Source organism: Leifsonia sp. 10N434 (assembly GCF_056394405.1).
Map to the genome: position 1 here is coordinate 746,642 of NZ_JBFTHV010000001.1, position 18,500 is coordinate 765,141.

The following is an 18,500-nucleotide window of genomic DNA, read 5'->3' on the forward strand; positions in this document are numbered from 1 at the left end:
TCCACCCATGAGCTACCGGCGAGAACGTGTGTCTCGATCCGGCGCCTGGACACTCCGAAGAGTGCCAGATGCTCCTTAGAAAGGAGGTGATCCAGCCGCACCTTCCGGTACGGCTACCTTGTTACGACTTAGTCCTAATCACCGATCCCACCTTCGACGGCTCCTTCCACAAGGGTTAGGCCACCGGCTTCGGGTGTTACCGACTTTCATGACTTGACGGGCGGTGTGTACAAGGCCCGGGAACGTATTCACCGCAGCGTTGCTGATCTGCGATTACTAGCGACTCCGACTTCATGAGGTCGAGTTGCAGACCTCAATCCGAACTGAGACCGGCTTTTTGGGATTCGCTCCACCTTACGGTATTGCAGCCCTTTGTACCGGCCATTGTAGCATGCGTGAAGCCCAAGACATAAGGGGCATGATGATTTGACGTCATCCCCACCTTCCTCCGAGTTGACCCCGGCAGTCTCCTATGAGTTCCCACCATTACGTGCTGGCAACATAGAACGAGGGTTGCGCTCGTTGCGGGACTTAACCCAACATCTCACGACACGAGCTGACGACAACCATGCACCACCTGTTTACGAGTGTCCAAAGAGTTGACCATTTCTGGCCCGTTCTCGTATATGTCAAGTCTTGGTAAGGTTCTTCGCGTTGCATCGAATTAATCCGCATGCTCCGCCGCTTGTGCGGGCCCCCGTCAATTCCTTTGAGTTTTAGCCTTGCGGCCGTACTCCCCAGGCGGGGAACTTAATGCGTTAGCTGCGACACGGAGACCGTGGAATGGTCCCCACATCTAGTTCCCAACGTTTACGGCGTGGACTACCAGGGTATCTAATCCTGTTCGCTCCCCACGCTTTCGCTCCTCAGCGTCAGTTACGGCCCAGAGATCTGCCTTCGCCATCGGTGTTCCTCCTGATATCTGCGCATTCCACCGCTACACCAGGAATTCCAATCTCCCCTACCGCACTCTAGTCTGCCCGTACCCACTGCAGGCCCGAGGTTGAGCCTCGGGATTTCACAGCAGACGCGACAAACCGCCTACGAGCTCTTTACGCCCAATAATTCCGGACAACGCTTGCACCCTACGTATTACCGCGGCTGCTGGCACGTAGTTAGCCGGTGCTTTTTCTGCAGGTACCGTCACTTTCGCTTCTTCCCTACTAAAAGAGGTTTACAACCCGAAGGCCGTCGTCCCTCACGCGGCGTTGCTGCATCAGGCTTGCGCCCATTGTGCAATATTCCCCACTGCTGCCTCCCGTAGGAGTCTGGGCCGTGTCTCAGTCCCAGTGTGGCCGGTCACCCTCTCAGGCCGGCTACCCGTCGTAGGCTTGGTGGGCCGTTACCTCACCAACTACCTGATAGGCCGCGAGTCCATCCTTGACCGAAATTCTTTCCACGTACAGGAGATGCCTCCGTACGTCATATCCGGTATTAGCTTCCGTTTCCGGAGGTTATCCCAGAGTCAAGGGCAGGTTACTCACGTGTTACTCACCCGTTCGCCACTAATCCCCAAGAGCAAGCTCCTGGTTCATCGTTCGACTTGCATGTGTTAAGCACGCCGCCAGCGTTCGTCCTGAGCCAGGATCAAACTCTCCGTAAATGTTTAGCTCCACAGTCGCAAGCGACTGGGAAACATTGTGCGAGAAGCGGATCGGAATTGATCTGTTCTTCCCGCGAGTTGATCTGACTAGTTTCGAATATCTACTGACATTCTGTTCTAATCCAAAGGAATCTCGCTTGTCTCCGAAGAGTCAAGCCGAGGTTATTTGGCATTTGACATTGTGCACGCTGTTGAGTTCTCAAGGATCGGACGCTCCCAGTTTCTGACCTCCCGGCCGTCTCTCTGGGGCAACTTCTCTACCTTACCACTCTCAGTCAGTTTGTCAAGTCGACCGTTTCGCGTTCTCCCGGCGGCCCTTTCTGGACGCAACCGCTTCACACGATCCGAGTCGGTTAGACCTGCTCAGTGAGTGGGGTTTATATCCTAAGCATTTCGGGCGCTCTCAATCAAGTTGAGATTTGCCGTTAGGCTAAGGATTCGGTCCCGCTTGAGGCCGGGGAGCTCTTCGGCTCTCCCGCACCTTTGGGGTGACAAGTAAGTACTTTACGCAGGTCCCCAGGGGCTCGCAAATCCGGCTTGCAGCCCGGGCGTGTCGCACCCCGACTTCCGCGTGATTCCGCGGATCCGCCCCCTTTCCCGGTCTCCAGCGCCGACATCAGCGCACGGCAGAGTGCCGTGCCGTCGGCGCCGGATTCTCTCCATAAGTTCCGGAATGCTCGAGCAACTCCCGCGGGTCCGCGCGGACGGGAGCTGCATCCCGCGAAAACAGAAAGCCCCTCGGATGCTGATGCACCGAGGGGCTTGCGTGTCGAACGTGTCGATCAGAGTCCGTGGATCACAGACCGGAGTACGCGTGAAGGCCTTTGAAGAACACGTTCACCACGCCGAAGTTGAACATCACGGCGGAGAAGCCGATGATCGCCAGCCAGGCGGAACGTGAACCGCGCCATCCGCGGGTCGCCCGCGCGTGGATGTAGCCGGCGTAGATCACCCAGATGATGAACGTCCAGACTTCCTTGGTGTCCCAGCCCCAATATCGGCCCCATGCCTTTTCCGCCCAGATCGCACCGGCGATGAGGGTGAACGTCCAGAAGATGAAGCCCACGATGTTCACGCGGTAGGCGAGGTTCTCGAGAGTCTTGGATCCCGGAAGGGTCGACAGGAACTTGAACTGCTGCGGCCGCGACTCCTCGATCTGCCGCTCGCGGCGCACTTGGAGCAGCTGCAGACCGGACAGCGCGAACCCGAGCGCGAAGAACGCGGTGCCGAGGATGGCCACCATGATGTGGATCACGAGCCAGTACGACTGGAGGGCCGGCGGGAGCGGGACCACCGGAACGTAGTACCGCACCGTCGCGATCATCAGCAGGATGCACACCAAGCCGAGCACGAAGGTGCCGAGGTACTTGAGATCCCAGCGCAGATTGACGAGCAGGAACACCCCGATGATCACGAGGGTGCCCGTCATCGAGAACTCCCACATGTTCGCCCACGGAACGCGGCCGGCGGCGATGCCCCGCAGGATCGTGGCGAACAGATGGAACGCGAACCCGACGATCGTGAGCACGAAGGCGGTGCGCATCGCGACCGATGCCGGTCCCCCGTTGGCGACCTCGTCTTCGACCCTCGACGTGATCCGTGAGCTGAGGCGGGTCAGCGTCGAGGTGCCCGAGCTGCCTCCCCCCTCGGCGGAGCCGACCGTCACCACTGTGGAGGCGCCCGATCCCTGCCGGGCGCCGACTTCCGCTCGCCGTGCGACAGCACTCGGGACCGCGGCGACTTCGTCGGCCGTGGCTCTCGCCCCGCGCCGGGCGAGGTCGAGGGCGAACGCGATGAACGCGAGCGCGTAGATCCCCATCGCCGCGTAGATGAACACGGTCGAGAGTTGAGCCAGTGTTTCGGTCACGTCAGTAAGCCTAAGTGTTTCGTCGGTCGGTGAGTACGGCGGAATGCTGATCCGCGATGTCGCGGATCGCGCCGAGCAGGTTGGGGTCTTCACCGCGGGCGAGGCCCGCGTATTCGAGGGTCACCGAACCGTCGGCGTTGTCGACGGCTTTGACCCAGATGCGACGGCGGGGAACGAACAGCGAGGTGAGCAGCCCGCCCAGGATGAGGATCGCGAACAGCAGCACCCAGCCCTGCGCCGGGTCGTGGTGGATGTCGAGGCCGATGAACCTCTTCACCCCGGTGACCTCGATCGAGCCGAGACCGTTCGGCAGCTGCACGGTCTGACCGGGCGCGATCTCGAGCGCCTTCTGCCCCGACTTCGCGCCGGCGGCCGCCACGGGCGTCATCTTGTCGGTGTTGAGGGTGTAGACGTTCTGCGGAACGCCGCTGTCCAGACCCAGGTCGCCGACATAGACGTTGAGGCTCACGAGCGGGTCGTTGAGCCCGGGTGACGTCGACGCCTTGGCCCCGGCGACCGAACTGTCGCCGACCGTCGGGTAGAAGAACCCGGTCATGCCGACCTGCTTGCTGAGGCCATCCGGGATCTTGATCACACCCTGCGACGTCAGGTTGACGTCGCCGGTCGGGCGGAAGACGACGTCGTCTTGGAAGACGACCTTGCCCTTGGCGTCGCGCACGGTGATCGACGGGGCGTAGCCGTTGCCGAGGAGGTAGGCGTTGGTGCCGCCGATCGCGAGCGGCTCGTTGACCTTGATCGTCTGCTTGCGCGGCGGAGATCCGGGTTCGGTCGTGGTGACGTGCGCGGTGTAGTCGATCGGCGTACCCAGGGCGTCTTTGTTCTTGGTCTCGTAGTTCACGTCGAGCCTGTCGACCTGGATCGAGAACGGCACCAGTGAGGAGCTGTTGAAGAACCGGCCGGGGTTGAACGAGTTGTACGACGTGATGCTGTTGACGAAGCTCTGGCCCTCCACGACGATCTTCTGCCCCGTGAAGCCGAAGCCGCCGCCGAGCCCGACCGCGAGGAGGACGCCGAGCAGCGCGATGTGGAAGACGAGGTTGCCGGTCTCGCGCAGGTAGCCGCGCTCCGCCGACACCGAGGTCGACCGCGCGTCCTGGTACAGCGCGACGCGATAGCGGCTCCTGCGCAGCAGCTCGCTCGCGGCCTGGATCGGCTCGGGCGCCGTGGCCGCCTGCTCGGACGAGAGGAGCCGCGCCTGGAAGCCGGCCATGCGGGTGAGCCGGGCCGGTGTGCGGGGCGGCTTGGCGCGCAGCGCATCCCAGTGGTGCTTGGTGCGCGGGATGACGCAGCCGATGAGCGAGACGAACAGCAGCAGGTAGATGGCCGAGAACCAGGCCGACGTGTAGACGTCGAACGCCTGCAGCTTGTCGAGGAACGGCGCGATGTCCGGATGCTCGGCGAAGTACTGCGTGACGCCGTTCGGGTCGGACGACCGCTGCGGCACCAGCGAGCCCGGCACCGCCGCGACGGCGAGCAGGAGCAGCAGGAACAGCGCCGTGCGCATGCTCGTGAGCTGCCGCCAGAACCAGCGGATCCACCCGACGAAGCCCAGCTTGGGCTGGACGATGCCGGGGTCTTCACGCGGTGGCGCGGAGTCGATGTGGTCAGAGGGCCGGCTCAAAGCCTTGGATCACCGCCAGGAATTGCGACATCAGCGCGCTCCAGATGCCGGTCGCCATCAGAATGCCGATGATGACCAGCAGCACGCCGCCGATGATGTTGATGGCACGGATGTGCCGCTTGAGGAACGCCACCGACCCGGCGACCCAGTCGAAGCCGAGGGCGACGAGGAGGAACGGGATGCCGAGGCCGATGCAGTAGAAGAGGCCGAGGAGCGCCCCGCGCCACGGAGAGCCCGTGCCGACGCTGAGTGCGCTGATGGCCGCGAGAGTCGGGCCGATGCACGGTGTCCAGCCGAGGCCGAACACGATACCGAGCAGGGGTGCGCCGATGAGCCCGGTCGCCGGCCGCCACGACGGCTTGATCGTTCGTTGCAGGAACGAGAACTGTCCGATGAAGACCAGCCCCATCACGATCACGAACACACCCAGGATGCGCACGACCACGTCCTGCCAGCGGAACAGCCACTGCCCCAGGGCGCCGAAGGCCGCTCCGTAGGCGATGAACACGACGGCGAAACCCAGGATGAAGAGGGCCACACCGGTGAGCAGCCGGGACTTGTCCCGCTTCTCTCCGGGGTCGCTGAACCCCCCGACGTACGCGAGGTAGCCCGGCACCAGCGGAAGCACGCACGGCGAGGCGAACGAGACGAGGCCCGCCAGCAGGGCGATGGGCAGCGCCAGCAGCAGCTGCCCGCTGAAGACGATCTCTCCGATGCTTCCCACGTCAGTCGGTCTCGGCGAGCGTGTCGCTGATGAGCGTGTCGAGGATACTGCGGTCGGGGATCGCGCCGAGGATACGGGCGGCGACGCGGCCCTTCTTGTCGATGACGAGCGTGGTCGGGGTCGCCTTCGGCGGCACGGTCTTGCTGAACGCCAGGAGGACGGAACCCGTGTCGCGGTCGAGGACCGACGGGTAGGTGATGCCCTTCTCGTCGTCGAAGCTCGCCGAGGTGGCCGCCGAGTCGTAGATGTTGACGCCGAGGAAGTCGACGCCCGAGCCCTTGTACTTCTGGTAGAGCTTCTCGAGGTCGGGAGCCTCGACGCGGCACGGCGGGCAGCCGGCGTACCAGAAGTTGACCACGAGGACCTTGCCGGCGTACTGCTTCGACGAGACCGTCTCGCCTTCCCCTGTCTTTCCGGTGAAGGAGATCGCGGCGCCGCGGTTGGCCGCGGCGAACTCGCTGACGGTGCCGTCACCGGCGATGTAGTTCTGACCGGTGCCCGCGCGGTACTGCTCGGCGAGCTTGTCGGTCGTGCATCCGGTGAGAAGGAGTCCTGTCGCGGCGACGAGCGCCACGGCGGAGGTCAGGAGGCGGGTCCGGCGCTTCACACGGCCCCCACATCGGTTGCGGTGGCGCTCAGCGAGGCGGCGGGTTCGACGTAGCCGACCTCGACGATGCGCAGCACGGGCTCGGTCGGCACGGGCGCTCCGGGCGGCGCGGGTGGCAGCTCGCTCGGCTGGAACAGGGTGCGCTCGAAGGTGGTGATGCTCGACAGGGCGCAGCGGCGCTTGCGCGGGTCGTGCCAGAAGCGCTCCCCCGAGACAGACAGGTGCGTGACCCAGATCGGCAGCTGGTGGCTGACGAGCACGACGTCGCCGTCGTCGACCGAATCGAAGGCGTCGTCGACGGCCGCGAGCATCCGCTTCTCGATGCGCTTGTAGGCCTCGCCCCAGGTCGGACGCACCGGGTTGACGAGATAGGGCCAGTTGACGGGGTTGCGAAGCGCACGTCGCATCACCGTGCCCTCGAAGTGGTTCGTCGGCTCGATGATGCGGTCGTCGATCTCGGGCGTCAGGCCGAGCGCTGTCGCGATCGGAGCAGCGGACTCTCGGGTGCGCTGCAACGGCGACACCCGAAGACCCGTCATGGAGCGGTCGCGCGAGGCGAGGTCGGCGGCGGCGGCGGAAGCCATGCGGTGGCCGAGTTTGGAGAGGCCGAAGCCCGGCAGCCTGCCATACAGGATGCCGTCGGGATTGAACACCTCTCCGTGACGGACGAGATGTACTTGGCTTGCTACCACGGCCCCAGTCTACGGAGGCGTTTCCCTTGAATTCACTGAGCGCGGGGTCGGGCGCCGCTCGGACCGGCCGTTCGGGCGGTAGTAGCGGACGGTAGGCTTGTGCTTCGTGACCGCACGAGTATTGATCAAGGACCTGGCCGCCGCATCCGACGGCCCTGTGACCGTCGCCGGCTGGGTTGAGACCGTCCGCGACCAGAAGAAGGTGCAGTTCGTCGTTCTGCGCGACGAGACGGGTGCCGTTCAGCTCGTGAACCCGCGGAACGTCGACGCCGAGGGCGTCGTCATCGCCGACGAGCCTGCGACCACCATCTCGGGGCTCTCGCAGGGCAGCTTCGTCACCGCCACCGGCGAGCTCAAGCACGACGAGCGCGTGAAGCTCGGCGGGATCGAGATCAAGCTCTCGTCGCTCACCGTCGCGACCGCTGCCATCCCCGAGACACCGATCGCCGGCGACAGCGGGATCGACAAGCGCATGGACTGGCGCTTCCTCGACCTGCGCGAGCCGAAGAACAACCTGATCTTCCGCATCCAGACGACGTTCGAGCACGCGCTGCGCGAGTACTGGGTGAACAACGACTTCATCGAGATCCACACCCCCAAGCTGATGGCGAGCCCGAGCGAGTCGCGCGCCGAGCTGTTCGAGGTGGAGTACTTCGACCGCACTGCCTACCTGTCGCAGAGCCCGCAGTTCTTCAAGCAGATGGCGCAGTCGGCCGGTTTCGGCAAGATCTTCGAGATCGGCCCGGCGTTCCGCGCCGACCCCAGCTTCACCAGCCGCCACGCGACGGAGTTCACGAGCGTCGACACCGAGCTCAGCTGGATCGACAGCCACGAAGACGTCATGACGCTCCATGAGAACCTCATCGTCGCCGGCTTCACCGCGGTCAAGGAGAAGCACGGCGAGCAGATCAAGGAGCTGTTCGACGTCGAGGTGGTCGTCCCCACCACGCCGTTCCCGCGCATCCCCCTCGCCGAGGCGAAGCGGATCGTGGCCGAGCGCGGCTACGAGGTCCCCCGTCACGACGACGACATGGACCCGGAGGGCGAACGCCAGATCTCGGCCTACGTCAAGGAGGAGTTCGGTCACGAATTCGTCTTCCTGACCGACTACGCGTCGAGCATCCGGCCGTTTTATCACATGCGTCACGCCGACGACGCGTCGCTCACCAACAGCTACGACCTCATCTTCAACGGCGTCGAGATCTCGACCGGTGCTCAGCGCGAGCACCGCGTGGAGATCCTCGAGGAGCAGGCCCGCGAGAAGGGCCTCGAGCCCGAGGAACTCGACTTCTACCTCGACTTCTTCCGCTACGGCGTTCCGCCGCATGGAGGCTTCGGGATGGGACTCGCGCGGGTGCTGATGCTCATGCTGCACCTGTCGAACCTGCGGGAGACGACCTACCTCTTCCGCGGACCGACGCGCCTGCTGCCGTAGCCCGCGGCGGAAGGGCCATCCACTCGTCGCCGGCGACCAGGATGTGCCCGAGGAAACGCACGCCGATCGTGGCCGCGGCCTGATCGAGCCTGCGCGTGGTCGCGACGTCGGCGACGCTGGCGTCGAGGGTGCCCCCGGGGTGGTTGTGCGCCACCGCGAACGATCGGCCGCCGCGCGCGAGCACGGCCTGGAGAACTTCCGCCGGTTCGACGTTGACCTGATCGACCCCGCCGTCGCGGAGGAGCGAGACCTCGATCGGCCTCGCCGCGCGGTCGGCGACCACCACGACGAAGCGGCCGGTGTCGCGGTGCACGAGCTCCGGCAGCACGATGCGTGCGACGGCCGCATGGTCGACGAGCCGGGCCCAGGCCTTCGCCGTTCCCGCCCGGCGCCAGATCTCGATGATCGCCACCAGCCGTCCGGCGGTCGCGGGACCGACGCCATCGAGCCGCTCGAGGCGTGCGTAGTCCATCGTCGCCAGACCGGGGAAACCGCCGGTGCGACGCAGGATGGCACGGGCGAAGGCGATCACGTTCTGGCCGGGCTGCCCGGAGCCGAGCACCAGGGCGAGCACCTCGTCGTCGGTGAGGGCGCCGACACCGAGCCGGCGCATCCGTTCACGGGGCCTGTCATGGTGCGGGATCTCTGCGAGCGGCACCTCTTCTTCGTGCGAGGCTGTGGCGTCTGAGGACAGGACGTCTGATGACATGCCCCCACGCTAAGAAGAGGAGAGCGCACAGGGTCGGTCGGCGCCCGATCGGTGGACAACTCGACCTGTGGAAACTCTCAGGGCGCGTCGGCGAACTGCGCGGCTGCCTCGAGCAGAAGCCGCGTCGTCTCCGCGCTGCCCTGATGGCCGGCGGAGCCGACGACCTCGAGGCGGGCATCCGGCCACGCCTGCGCGAGCAGCCAGGGAACGTCGACGGGACCGCCGACATCGAACCGGCCGTGGATGAGCACGCCGGGGATGCCCGCCAGTCGCCCGGCGTCACGGAGGAGCTGCCCCTCCTCCAGCCAGGCGCCGTTGCTGAAGTAGTGCGCGACGATCCGCGCGAACTGCATCCGGAACCCGGGGTCGCGGTAGCGTTCGCTCGGCCGCCAGCCCGGTTCGAGCGAGACCGCGGCGTCCTCCCACGCGCACCAGAGCTCCGCCGCGCGTGCCTGCACCTCGACGTCGCCGGAATGGTTGAGCATCCGGTCGTAGGCGGCCACCAGGTCGCCATCCCGCTCGCTCTCCGGAACACCGTCGCGGAAGGCGTGCCACTCGGCCGGCAGATACCGGCCGGTCTCGTGGTACAGCCAATGCACGTCGGAGCGCCGCGTCATGGTGACCGACACCAGGATCAGCGCACGCACGCGTTCCGGATACTTCTCGGCGTAGGCCAGGGCGAGCGTGCAGCCCCAGGAGCCGCCCCAGACGACCCACCGGTCGACGCCGAGGTGCCGGCGGAGCTGCTCGAGGTCGGCGATGAGAGCGTGCGTGGTGTTGCTGGAGAGATCGGTCGCCGGATCGGACGCCGACGGGGTGCTGCGCCCGCAGTTGCGCTGATCCAGCTGCACGATGAGGTACTTCGCCGGATCCCAGGTGCGCCGGCCGCCCGGGGTGGAGCCGGAGCCGGGGCCGCCGTGCAGCACGACGACGGGCGTTCCGGCCGGGTTGCCGCTGGTCTCCCAATAGACCAGGTCACCGTCGCCGACGTCGAGCATTCCGGTGGCGAACGGGTCGATCTCGGGGTAGCGGTCCATAACAGCCCAGGGTATGAGAATCTGGGAGGAGCCGGTCACGAGCCGGTGCACGAAGGCCACGAAGGAGTCGCCGTGAACAGTCCACGAGACGCTGTCATCCTGTCCGCCGCCCGCACACCGCAGGGCAAGATCCTCGGGGCGCTCGCCTCGCTGAGCGCTGTCGAACTGGGCGCCGTCGCGCTCCGCCGGGCTCTCGAGCGGTCCGGCCTGTCGCCGGACGCCGTCGATGCGGTGATCTTCGGGCAGGTGCTGCAGGCGGGCGCCGGGCAGAACCCCGCGCGGCAGACGGCGATCGCAGCCGGGATCGGATGGGACGTCCCCGCCGTGACGATCAACAAGGTGTGCCTGTCCGGCCTGGTGTCGGTGACGGATGCGGCGCGTCTCATCCGCACCGGGGACGCCGAGGTTGTCATCGCCGGCGGTCAGGAGTCGATGACGAACGCCCCGCACGTGCTGCCCGGTTCCCGCAAAGGCTGGACCTACGGCTCGATCCAGGCCGTCGACTCGGCGGCCCACGACGGGCTGACCGACGCGTTCGAGGGCATCTCGATGGGTGCCTCCACCGAGAGGTACACCGAGAAGCTCGGGCTCACGCGCGAGGCGCAGGATGCGTTCGCCGCGACCTCGCACCAGCGGGCTGGGCGTGCGGCTGCCGACGGGACCTTCGACGACGAGATCGCGCCGGTGAGCATCCCGCAGCGGCGCGGGGAGCCCATCGTCGTCTCCAGCGACGAAGGCGTGCGGACGGATTCGACCGTCGAGACGCTCGCACGGTTGCGCCCGAGCTTCGCCGACGGCGGCACGCTGACCGCGGGCAATTCGTCACCGCTCAGCGACGGCGCGGCGGCCCTGGTGCTGACCAGCCGCGAGAAGGCGGAGCGGCTCGGTCTCGACTGGCTCGCGGTGGTCGGCGCGAGCGGGCAGGTGGCCGGTCCGGACAACTCTCTGCACTCGCAGCCGTCGCACGCGATCGCAGCGGCGCTCGCCAAGACCGACTGGACCGTCGACGACCTCGACCTCGTGGAGATCAATGAGGCGTTCGCCGCGGTCGGGCTTCAGTCGATGGCCGACCTCGGGCTCGACCCGGAGAAGGTGAACATCCACGGCGGCGCGATCGCGCTCGGGCATCCGATCGGCGCGTCGGGGGCGCGACTGGCCGGGCACGCGGCGCACGAACTGGCGCGGCGCGGGTCGGGGCGGGCGGCGGTGGCGCTGTGCGGCGGCGGCGGGCAGGGCGAGGCGCTGCTGCTCTGGCGATAGGGCGAGAGGGCGAGCCCGCACAACTCCGGAGGGTTCGCTCGACACGCCGCCCGGATGCGCGTAACTCCGGAAGTCCGGCCGATTTCGACGCGATCTTCCGGAGTTACGAGGTGGCAGTGGGGGGCGGTACGGCGCCGCTAGCGCGACAGGTGCCGTTCGGCCGGCCCGTTGTAGAGCGACAGCGGCCGGATGAGCGAGTTCGCCGCGTACTGCTCCGCGATGTGCGCCGTCCAGCCGGCGACCCGGGCGGCCGCGAAGAGCGGCGTGAACGTCTCGGTGTCGAAGCCCATCAGGTTGTACGCCGGCCCCGACGGGTAGTCGAGGTTCGGCTTGATGTTCTTGCGGTCGCCCATGGCCTTCTCGAGCGCGTTGTAGAGGTCGAGCATGTCCTGGCGGTCGTAGTGCTCGGCGAGCTTCTCGAACGCGGCCTTCATCGTGGGCACCCGCGAGTCGCCGTTCTTGTAGACCCGGTGCCCGAAGCCCATGATCTTGCGCTTGTTCGCCAGCGCGTCGTCGAGCCAGGCTTCGGCCTTGTCGGCCGACCCGATCTCGTCGAACGCGTGCATGACGGCCTCGTTCGCGCCGCCGTGCAGCGGTCCCTTCAGAGCACCGACGGCGCCCGTGACCGCCGAGTACAGATCGGAGAGCGTCGAAGCGATGACGCGGGCGGTGAACGTCGAGGCGTTGAACGAGTGTTCGGCGTAGAGCACAAGGGACACACGGAACGCATCAACCACCACGTCGTCGGGGACCTCGCCGAAGGTCATCCACAGGAAGTTGCGTGCGTAGTCCAGATCGTCCCGCGGCTCGACCGCCGGCAGTCCGCGACGGCGACGCTGGTCGTAGGCGACGATCGTGGGCAGCTGGGCGAGCAGGTAGATCGCGCGGCCGTTGTTCAGCTCGGGGTCGAGGACGCCGTCCGGTTGCTCCAGGGTCTCGTCGAGCCCGCCGAGCTGACTGACCGCGCTGCGCACCACATCCATCGGATGCGCGGCGACCGGCACATCGTCGATGATGCGCTTGGTGCGGTCGTCCAGCACACGCAGCGAACGCTCCAGCGCCTCGAAGGCGACGAGCTCGTCGTCGCCGGGCAGCTCGCCGTTCCAGAGGAGATAGGCGACCTCCTCGAACGAGCAGTGCTCCGCCAGCTCCTGCACGGGATAGCCGCGATAGAGCAGGGAGTTGGTCTCGGGGTTGACGCTCGAGATGGCGGTGGTGTCGACCACGACGCCGGCCAGGCCCTTGTGGATCTCCGGATCGGTCATGCTGCTCCTTCGCTGCGGGTCGCTAGCGTCGAACCTCGAAGTTGTACACCGAGGTGTCGAACGCGTTGTATCCCTCGTAGTCAATCAGGTCGTACAGCTCCGCGCGATGCTGCATCTCGCCGAGCTTCGGCTCGAGCGTGCCGGTCTCGAGCAGCTGGTCGAGGCCGCGTTCAGCGGCGCCCATCGCGAGGCGCAGCAGCGAGACCGGCCAGATGACGATGTTGACGCCGATGTCGCGGAGCTGGTCCACCGTGAACAGCTCGCTCTTGCCGAACTCGGTCATGTTGGCCAGGATCGGCACGTCGATCGCCCGGCGCACGGCCTCGAACTCGGAGAGGTCGGCCATGGCTTCGGGGAAGATCGCATCGGCGCCCGCGTCGACGAGCGCCTTCGCACGGTCGATCGCGGCGTCGAGGCCTTCGACGGCCCGGATGTCGGTGCGGGCCATGATCAGCAGGTTCGGGTCGCGGCGGGCGTCGGCGGCGGCCCGGATGCGCTTGAGCGCGGTGTCCTCGTCGACGACCTGCTTGCCGTCGAGGTGCCCGCAGCGCTTCGGATTGACCTGGTCTTCGATGTGGAGCCCGGCCACCCCGGCGTCCTCCAGCGTCTGCACGGTGCGTGCGACGTTCATCGGCTCGCCGAATCCCGTGTCGGCGTCGACGAGGGCGGGCAGGTCGGTCATCCGGGTGATCTGGGCGGACCGGCCGGCGACCTCGGTGAGCGTGGTGAGGCCGATGTCGGGCAGGCCGAGGTCGGCGCTGAGCACGGCGCCCGAGATGTAGACGCCCTCGAAGCCCTTGCGCTCGATGAGGCGCGCGCTGAGCGGGTTGAAGGCGCCGGGCATCCGGATGAGCTCGCCTGAGTTCAACCGGGCGCGGAAGGCGGCCCGCTTCTCGTGGGCTGGAACGGTGGAGTAGAGCATCAGAAGAGTCCCTTCGGGGCCGGGACGGAAGCGAGCACGCCCGGGGCCGCTGTGATGGTGAGGCCGCCGAGCTCGGCGGCGGTCAGTGACGGGAGCCGTTCGGCGACGGACAGGAAGCGGTCGATCTCGGCCGGCTCGAGAACGTCGGCGGCGAGCATCCGGAACTTGTTCACGTAGTCGGCGCGGGCGAACGGGCGGGCGCCGAGCGGATGGGCGTCGGCGACGGCGATCTCGTCGGTGATCACCGTGCCGTCGGCCATCCGGATCTCGACGCGTCCGCCGAACGCCTTCTCGGCCGGGTCGATCGAGTGGTAGCGGCGGGTCCACTCCGGGTCCTCGGTCGTGGTGACCTTGCCCCAGAGCTCGACCGTGTCCGGCCGCGCCGCCCGCGACGGGAGATAGGAGTCGACATGGTGCCAGCCGCCGTCCTGCAGCGCCACGGTGAAGATGTACGGGATGGAGTGGTCCAGGGTCTCGCGCGACGCCGTCGGGTCGTACTTCTGCGGGTCGTTGGCGCCCGAGCCGATCACATAGTGCGTGTGGTGCGAGGTGTGGATCACGATCGCGTCGACCCGCGACGGGTCGGCGACCTCCGGATGCTCGCGGTGCAGCTTGCGGGCCAGGTCGATCCAGGCCTGCGCCTGATATTCGGCCGAGTGCTCCTTGGTGTACGAGTCGAGGATCGCGCGCTTCGCCTCGCCGGGCTCGGGGAGCGGGACGTCGTACGACGCCTGCGGGCCGTCGAGCAGCCAGGCGATCACTCCGTCTTCACCCTCGTAGATCGGGGTCGGGCTCGTCTCTCCGCGCATCGCGCGATCGATCGCCTCGACGGCCATCTTGCCGGCGAACGCCGGGGCGTGCGCCTTCCAGCTGGAGATCTCGCCCTTGCGCGACTGCCGCGTCGCGGTGGTCGTGTGCAGCGCCTGCCCGATCGCCTGGAAGATCGTCTCCACGGGAAGTCCGAGCATCGTGCCGATGCCTGCGGCGGCGCTCGGGCCGAGGTGTGCGACGTGGTCGATCTTGTGCGCATGCAGGCTGATCGCCTTCGCCAGATCGATCTGGATCTCGTAGCCGGTCGCGATGCCGCGCACCAGCTCGCGCCCGGTCAGGCCGAACGCGCGCGCCGCGTGCTGCGCGACCGCGGTGATCGGCGGGATGTTGTCGCCCGGATGCGAGTACTCGGCCGCGAGGAACGTGTCATGGTAGTCCAGCTCGCGCACGGCGACACCGTTCGCCCAGGCCGCCCACTCGGGGCTGACCCGCAGCGCCTGCTCCTCGCCGAACACCGTCGAGCCGTCCTGCGGGTGCTCGAGCGTCTCGGTCAGCTCCTCGAGCTGCCGGGTCGGCAGCGGATGCGCGAGCGCCTGCGACCGCGCGGAGACGACCGGCCGGCGCGTGAGCGACGCGGCAGCGACCGCCGCATTGTCGATGACGCGGTTGATCACCATCTCGGTGACCTCCGGCGTGACCTCGACCGGGTCGGCAGCGACCTCGGCGATCTTCCAGGCGAGCTGGTTCTGACGGGTGAGTTCTTCGTCGCTGCGGTGCACGCGCACGTTGTGGAGCTTCACCCCTCGAACCTACCCGCTCCGGCTGCGTGGCGGGGCAGTACGCTGTGCGCATGGTTCCGACGTCGTCCCTGCTCGCGTTCGCGCTGGCGTCGCTGGCGCTGATCGTCATCCCCGGCCCGAGCGTGCTCTTCGTGATCGGCCGTTCGCTGGCCCTCGGCCGCGCCGGCGGGCTGCTCAGCGTGCTCGGCAACGCCCTCGGGATGCTCCCGCTCATCGCCGCTGTCGCCCTGGGCGTCGGCGCCGTGGTCGCGCAGTCGGTCGTCGTGTTCACCGTCATCAAGTTCGCGGGCGCCGCGTATCTCGTGTACCTCGGCGTCCAGGCCATCCGGCATCGGCGGCACACGGCGGTGACGCACGAGGCGACGCCGCCGGCGCGGTCTCGGGTGCGCATCCTGTCGGAGGGGTTCCTGGTCGGGATCACCAACCCGAAGTCGCTCGTGTTCTTCGTGGCGGTGCTGCCGCAGTTCGTCGACTACTCGGCGGGCTCCATCCCGCTGCAGATGATGGAGCTCGGCCTGGTCTTCCTGCTGATCGCGCTGGCCTGCGACAGCAGCTGGGCCCTCGTGGCCGGAACGGCCCGCACGTGGTTCGCCCGCTCCCCGAAGCGCGTGGAGCACCTCGGGGCAGCGGGCGGCGTGATGATGATCGGGCTCGGCGGCGTGCTCGCGCTGACCGGCAGCAAGCACTGAGTCCGCGAGCGAAGGCCTAGATGTCGCCCGCGGTCGCGACCGGGGTCAGTACCGCGCGCGCCAGCGAGTGGAAGTGCGCGTTGAAGCCGAGCACGGCCGGTGTCGACGCGGGGTCGAGGTCGAGGGATTCGACGTCGAGGGCGTGCACGACGATGTTGTAGTGGTGGGTGCCGGTGCCGGGAGGCGGCCCCGCACCGGTGAAGCTCTTGGAGCCGAGCTCGTTCGAGAGCATGGCCGCGCCCTGCGGGAGATCTCCCCCGCCCTCCGCTCCGGCGCCACGTTCGAGGAAAGTGACGGAGGCCGGGATGTTGTACACGGCCCAGTGCCAGAAGCCCGACCCGGTGGGAGCATCCGGATCGTGGATGGTGACGGCGAAGCTCTTGGTCTCGGCGGGGAAGCCGCTCCAGCTGAGCTGCGGCGAGATGTCGCCGCCACCGCCGCCTGCGCCCCAGTGGGCGCGGTCGAGCGGAACATCCTGGGCGACGTCGTCGCTGGTGAGGGTGAACTGAGGGACGGCGCCGAAGCGCTCGTACGGGTCTGTCGCAGTCATGACTTCACCGTACGCCCGACGTCGCCCGACGTTCACCCGCTGTTCGCCTCAGCGGTGCGCGGACGACTCGACGGGTGCGGCTGCGTGCTGGCGCCGTCGGAAGCGCGACGGGAGGCCGGTGATGCCCCAGCCGGTCACGCGCAGCATGGCCTCGGCGACGATCCCGCCCGTCATCTTGGAGGCGCCGTGCTCGCGTTCGACGAACGTGATCGGCACCTCGGCGACGGTCAGGCCCGCATCGTATGCGCGCCGCAGCATGTCGATCTGGAAGCAATAGCCCTGGCTCTCCACATCGGTGAACCGGATGCGCCGCAGGGCGTCGGCCGTGAACGCACGGTAGCCGCCGGTGACGTCGCGGGCGGGCACGCCGAGCGCGATCCGCGAGTAGGTGCTGCCGCCGCGCGAGAGCAGACGCCGGCGCGCCGGCCAGTTCTCGACGCCGCCGCCCGGCACCCAGCGCGAGCCGAGGACGACGTCGGCACCGGCATCCGGAGCCCCGCCCCCCTCTGCGCGGAGGGCGTCGAGCAGGCGCCGGAGCTGCTCCGGCTGGTGCGAGCCGTCGGCGTCCATCTCCACGATCCGGTCGTAGCCGCTGTCGAGCGCCCAGCGCATGCCGTCGCGGTAGGCGGCTCCGAGGCCCTCCTTGCCCGCGCGGTGCAGCACGTGCACGTGCGTGTCGGCCGCGGCGAGCGCGTCCGCGATCGCTCCCGTGCCGTCCGGAGAGTTGTCGTCGACCACGAGGACTTCTACTTCAGGCGTCGCTGCGCGCACGCGTGCGACGATCGGCTCCACGTTCTCGCGCTCGTTGTAGGTGGGGATGATCACGAGGGTGCTCACGGACCCACCTCCTCTGCGCGACATGAACTGTACGCCTCAAGCATTCGGAACTTCTCAAGCATTCTGTACACCCCTAGCATCGCGGATCCTGGTGAACGAGAGGAAACCGAATGATGCTCGTGAACTGAGAATCCATTCAGGGGGTCCGGCCTAGCATGGAGCGGTGCCCGTGCCGAAGATCCTCCTCTATTACGCTTTCACGCCGCTCGCCGATCCGGATGCGGTGCGACTGTGGCAGCGCGACCTCTGCGAGTCGCTGGGGCTGCGGGGGCGCATCCTGATCTCGGAGCACGGGATCAACGGCACGATCGGCGGCGAGCTCGGTGCGGTCAAACGCTACCTGCGGAAGACGAAGGACTATCCCGCGTTCAAGGATCTCGATGTGAAGTGGAGCGAGGGAAGCGGCCTCGACGACGAGGGGCGCAGCCTGGACTTCCCCCGGCTGTCGGTGAAGGTCCGCGACGAGATCGTGAGCTTCGGCGCGCCCGGCGAGCTGCAGGTGGACGCCTCCGGCGTGGTCGGCGGCGGCGAGCGCCTCGACCCGACCGCCCTGCACGAGCTGGTCGAGAGCCGCGACGACGTCGTGTTCTTCGACGGGCGCAACCGGTTCGAGGCCGAGATCGGGCGGTTCCGCGACGCGGTCGTGCCCGACGTGTCGAATACGCGCGAATTCGTCGCAGAGCTCGAGAGCGGCCGCTACGACCACCTCAAGGACAAGGCGGTGGTCACCTACTGCACCGGCGGCATCCGCTGCGAAGTGCTCTCCGGGCTGATGCGCTCACGGGGCTTCGGCGAGGTCTACCAGCTCGAGGGCGGGATCGTGCGCTACGGCGAGACCTTCGGCGACGATGGACTGTGGGAGGGCTCGCTCTACGTGTTCGACGGGCGGGGATCGATCGACTTCACCGATCACGCCGCCGTACTCGGCACGTGCGTGAGCTGCGGCGCCGACACGAACCGGATGCGCAACTGCGCCGACCCGTCATGCCGCGAGCAGCTCGTGGTGTGCGACGGGTGCGCGGACGAGGGTGCGCGCGTGAACTGCGTCGCGCACGCGGCGTGACCCAGACGGTCCTCCTCCACATTCGCT

16 protein-coding genes and 1 rRNA gene are annotated in these 18,500 nt (G+C 67.3%); 4 read left to right on the top strand and 13 right to left on the bottom strand.

Translation table 11 applies throughout. From position 1 onward, the window contains the following. Window positions 1-79 precede the first annotated feature (79 nt). The 6 genes from AC1DB1_RS03520 to AC1DB1_RS03545 form a co-directional block, all read right to left on the bottom strand. Window positions 80-1,603 (bottom strand): 16S ribosomal RNA (locus AC1DB1_RS03520). Between the two features lie 796 nt (window positions 1,604-2,399). Then, window positions 2,400-3,470, bottom strand: coding sequence for a c-type cytochrome biogenesis protein CcsB (gene ccsB / locus AC1DB1_RS03525; protein ID WP_271176701.1), 1,071 nt, complete (start codon window positions 3,468-3,470; stop codon window positions 2,400-2,402). A gap of 10 nt (window positions 3,471-3,480) precedes the next feature. Next, window positions 3,481-5,112: a cytochrome c biogenesis protein ResB gene (resB, locus tag AC1DB1_RS03530; RefSeq protein ID WP_477199802.1), complete on the bottom strand. Its 1,632-nt coding sequence runs from the start codon at window positions 5,110-5,112 to the stop codon at window positions 3,481-3,483. Then, entirely contained in the window at window positions 5,096-5,836 is a 741-nt protein-coding gene (locus AC1DB1_RS03535) for a cytochrome c biogenesis CcdA family protein (RefSeq protein ID WP_271176699.1), read from the bottom strand. The genes resB and AC1DB1_RS03535 overlap by 17 nt, the downstream gene beginning before the upstream one ends. A gap of 1 nt (window position 5,837) precedes the next feature. Next, entirely contained in the window at window positions 5,838-6,443 is a 606-nt protein-coding gene (locus AC1DB1_RS03540; RefSeq protein WP_477199803.1) for a TlpA family protein disulfide reductase, read from the bottom strand. Further along, complete coding sequence (locus AC1DB1_RS03545; RefSeq protein ID WP_477199804.1) at window positions 6,440-7,135, bottom strand: histidine phosphatase family protein; 696 nt, start codon at window positions 7,133-7,135, stop codon at window positions 6,440-6,442. Before AC1DB1_RS03545 ends, AC1DB1_RS03540 begins: the two co-directional genes overlap by 4 nt. A 121-nt stretch (window positions 7,136-7,256) precedes the next feature. Here AC1DB1_RS03545 and aspS point away from each other — a divergent pair, with 121 nt between their 5' ends. Next, a complete protein-coding gene (gene aspS / locus AC1DB1_RS03550) occupies window positions 7,257-8,570 on the top strand; it encodes an aspartate--tRNA(Asn) ligase (RefSeq protein WP_477200080.1) in 1,314 nt (437 codons plus the stop codon). Here aspS and AC1DB1_RS03555 read toward each other — a convergent pair. Further along, on the bottom strand, window positions 8,500-9,279 hold the full coding sequence (locus AC1DB1_RS03555; RefSeq protein WP_477199805.1) for a JAB domain-containing protein: 780 nt from the start codon (window positions 9,277-9,279) through the stop codon (window positions 8,500-8,502). The two genes, aspS and AC1DB1_RS03555, sit on opposite strands and share 71 nt — an antisense overlap. Window positions 9,280-9,356: 77 nt before the next feature. Further along, window positions 9,357-10,316 carry a prolyl aminopeptidase gene (gene pip, locus AC1DB1_RS03560; RefSeq protein ID WP_477199806.1) on the bottom strand — a complete coding sequence of 320 codons (960 nt, stop codon included), beginning with the start codon at window positions 10,314-10,316 and terminating at the stop codon, window positions 9,357-9,359. A gap of 72 nt (window positions 10,317-10,388) precedes the next feature. On the opposite strand from pip, the gene AC1DB1_RS03565 reads away from it, so the two are divergent. Next, window positions 10,389-11,576: an acetyl-CoA C-acetyltransferase gene (locus AC1DB1_RS03565; protein ID WP_477199807.1), complete on the top strand. Its 1,188-nt coding sequence runs from the start codon at window positions 10,389-10,391 to the stop codon at window positions 11,574-11,576. 137 nt (window positions 11,577-11,713) lie between these two features. On the opposite strand, the gene AC1DB1_RS03570 is transcribed toward AC1DB1_RS03565, so the two are convergent. Genes AC1DB1_RS03570 through AC1DB1_RS03580 form a run of 3 tightly spaced genes read right to left on the bottom strand, consistent with a single transcriptional unit; the run spans window position 11,714 to window position 15,334 of the window. Further along, the gene (locus AC1DB1_RS03570) at window positions 11,714-12,841 is read right to left on the bottom strand and encodes a bifunctional 2-methylcitrate synthase/citrate synthase (protein WP_477199808.1); all 1,128 of its coding nucleotides are present in this window, start codon (window positions 12,839-12,841) and stop codon (window positions 11,714-11,716) included. A gap of 22 nt (window positions 12,842-12,863) precedes the next feature. Beyond that, entirely contained in the window at window positions 12,864-13,763 is a 900-nt protein-coding gene (gene prpB, locus AC1DB1_RS03575) for a methylisocitrate lyase (RefSeq protein WP_477199809.1), read from the bottom strand. Continuing rightward, window positions 13,763-15,334 carry an MmgE/PrpD family protein gene (locus AC1DB1_RS03580; protein ID WP_271176690.1) on the bottom strand — a complete coding sequence of 524 codons (1,572 nt, stop codon included), beginning with the start codon at window positions 15,332-15,334 and terminating at the stop codon, window positions 13,763-13,765. The genes prpB and AC1DB1_RS03580 overlap by 1 nt, the downstream gene beginning before the upstream one ends. Window positions 15,335-15,384: 50 nt before the next feature. On the opposite strand from AC1DB1_RS03580, the gene AC1DB1_RS03585 reads away from it, so the two are divergent. Beyond that, complete coding sequence (locus AC1DB1_RS03585; RefSeq protein ID WP_477199810.1) at window positions 15,385-16,023, top strand: LysE family translocator; 639 nt, start codon at window positions 15,385-15,387, stop codon at window positions 16,021-16,023. Window positions 16,024-16,039: 16 nt separating this feature from the next. Here AC1DB1_RS03585 and AC1DB1_RS03590 read toward each other — a convergent pair whose 3' ends face one another. Together AC1DB1_RS03590 and AC1DB1_RS03595 are read right to left on the bottom strand one after the other, a co-directional pair. After that, window positions 16,040-16,573 (bottom strand): YbhB/YbcL family Raf kinase inhibitor-like protein, encoded by a 534-nt coding sequence (locus tag AC1DB1_RS03590; protein ID WP_477199811.1) that lies wholly within the window; start codon window positions 16,571-16,573, stop codon window positions 16,040-16,042. A 48-nt stretch (window positions 16,574-16,621) separates the two neighbouring features. After that, a complete protein-coding gene (locus AC1DB1_RS03595) occupies window positions 16,622-17,410 on the bottom strand; it encodes a polyprenol monophosphomannose synthase (protein WP_271176687.1) in 789 nt (262 codons plus the stop codon). 163 nt (window positions 17,411-17,573) lie between these two features. On the opposite strand from AC1DB1_RS03595, the gene trhO reads away from it, so the two are divergent. Continuing rightward, complete coding sequence (trhO, locus tag AC1DB1_RS03600) at window positions 17,574-18,473, top strand: oxygen-dependent tRNA uridine(34) hydroxylase TrhO (RefSeq protein WP_477199812.1); 900 nt, start codon at window positions 17,574-17,576, stop codon at window positions 18,471-18,473. Window positions 18,474-18,500 lie beyond the last annotated feature (27 nt).

What these genes read in the sequence shown, in the direction of transcription:
- pip (WP_477199806.1), bottom strand. Translation starts at nt 10,316, where the DNA reads ATGGACCGCTACCCCGAGATCGACCCGTTCGCCACCGGAATGCTCGAC.
- AC1DB1_RS03590 (WP_477199811.1), bottom strand. Translation starts at nt 16,573, where the DNA reads ATGACTGCGACAGACCCGTACGAGCGCTTCGGCGCCGTCCCTCAGTTC.
- AC1DB1_RS03555 (WP_477199805.1), bottom strand. Translation starts at nt 9,279, where the DNA reads ATGTCATCAGACGTCCTGTCCTCAGACGCCACAGCCTCGCACGAAGAA.
- AC1DB1_RS03585 (WP_477199810.1), top strand. Translation starts at nt 15,385, where the DNA reads ATGGTTCCGACGTCGTCCCTGCTCGCGTTCGCGCTGGCGTCGCTGGCG.
- prpB (WP_477199809.1), bottom strand. Translation starts at nt 13,763, where the DNA reads ATGCTCTACTCCACCGTTCCAGCCCACGAGAAGCGGGCCGCCTTCCGC.
- AC1DB1_RS03570 (WP_477199808.1), bottom strand. Translation starts at nt 12,841, where the DNA reads ATGACCGATCCGGAGATCCACAAGGGCCTGGCCGGCGTCGTGGTCGAC.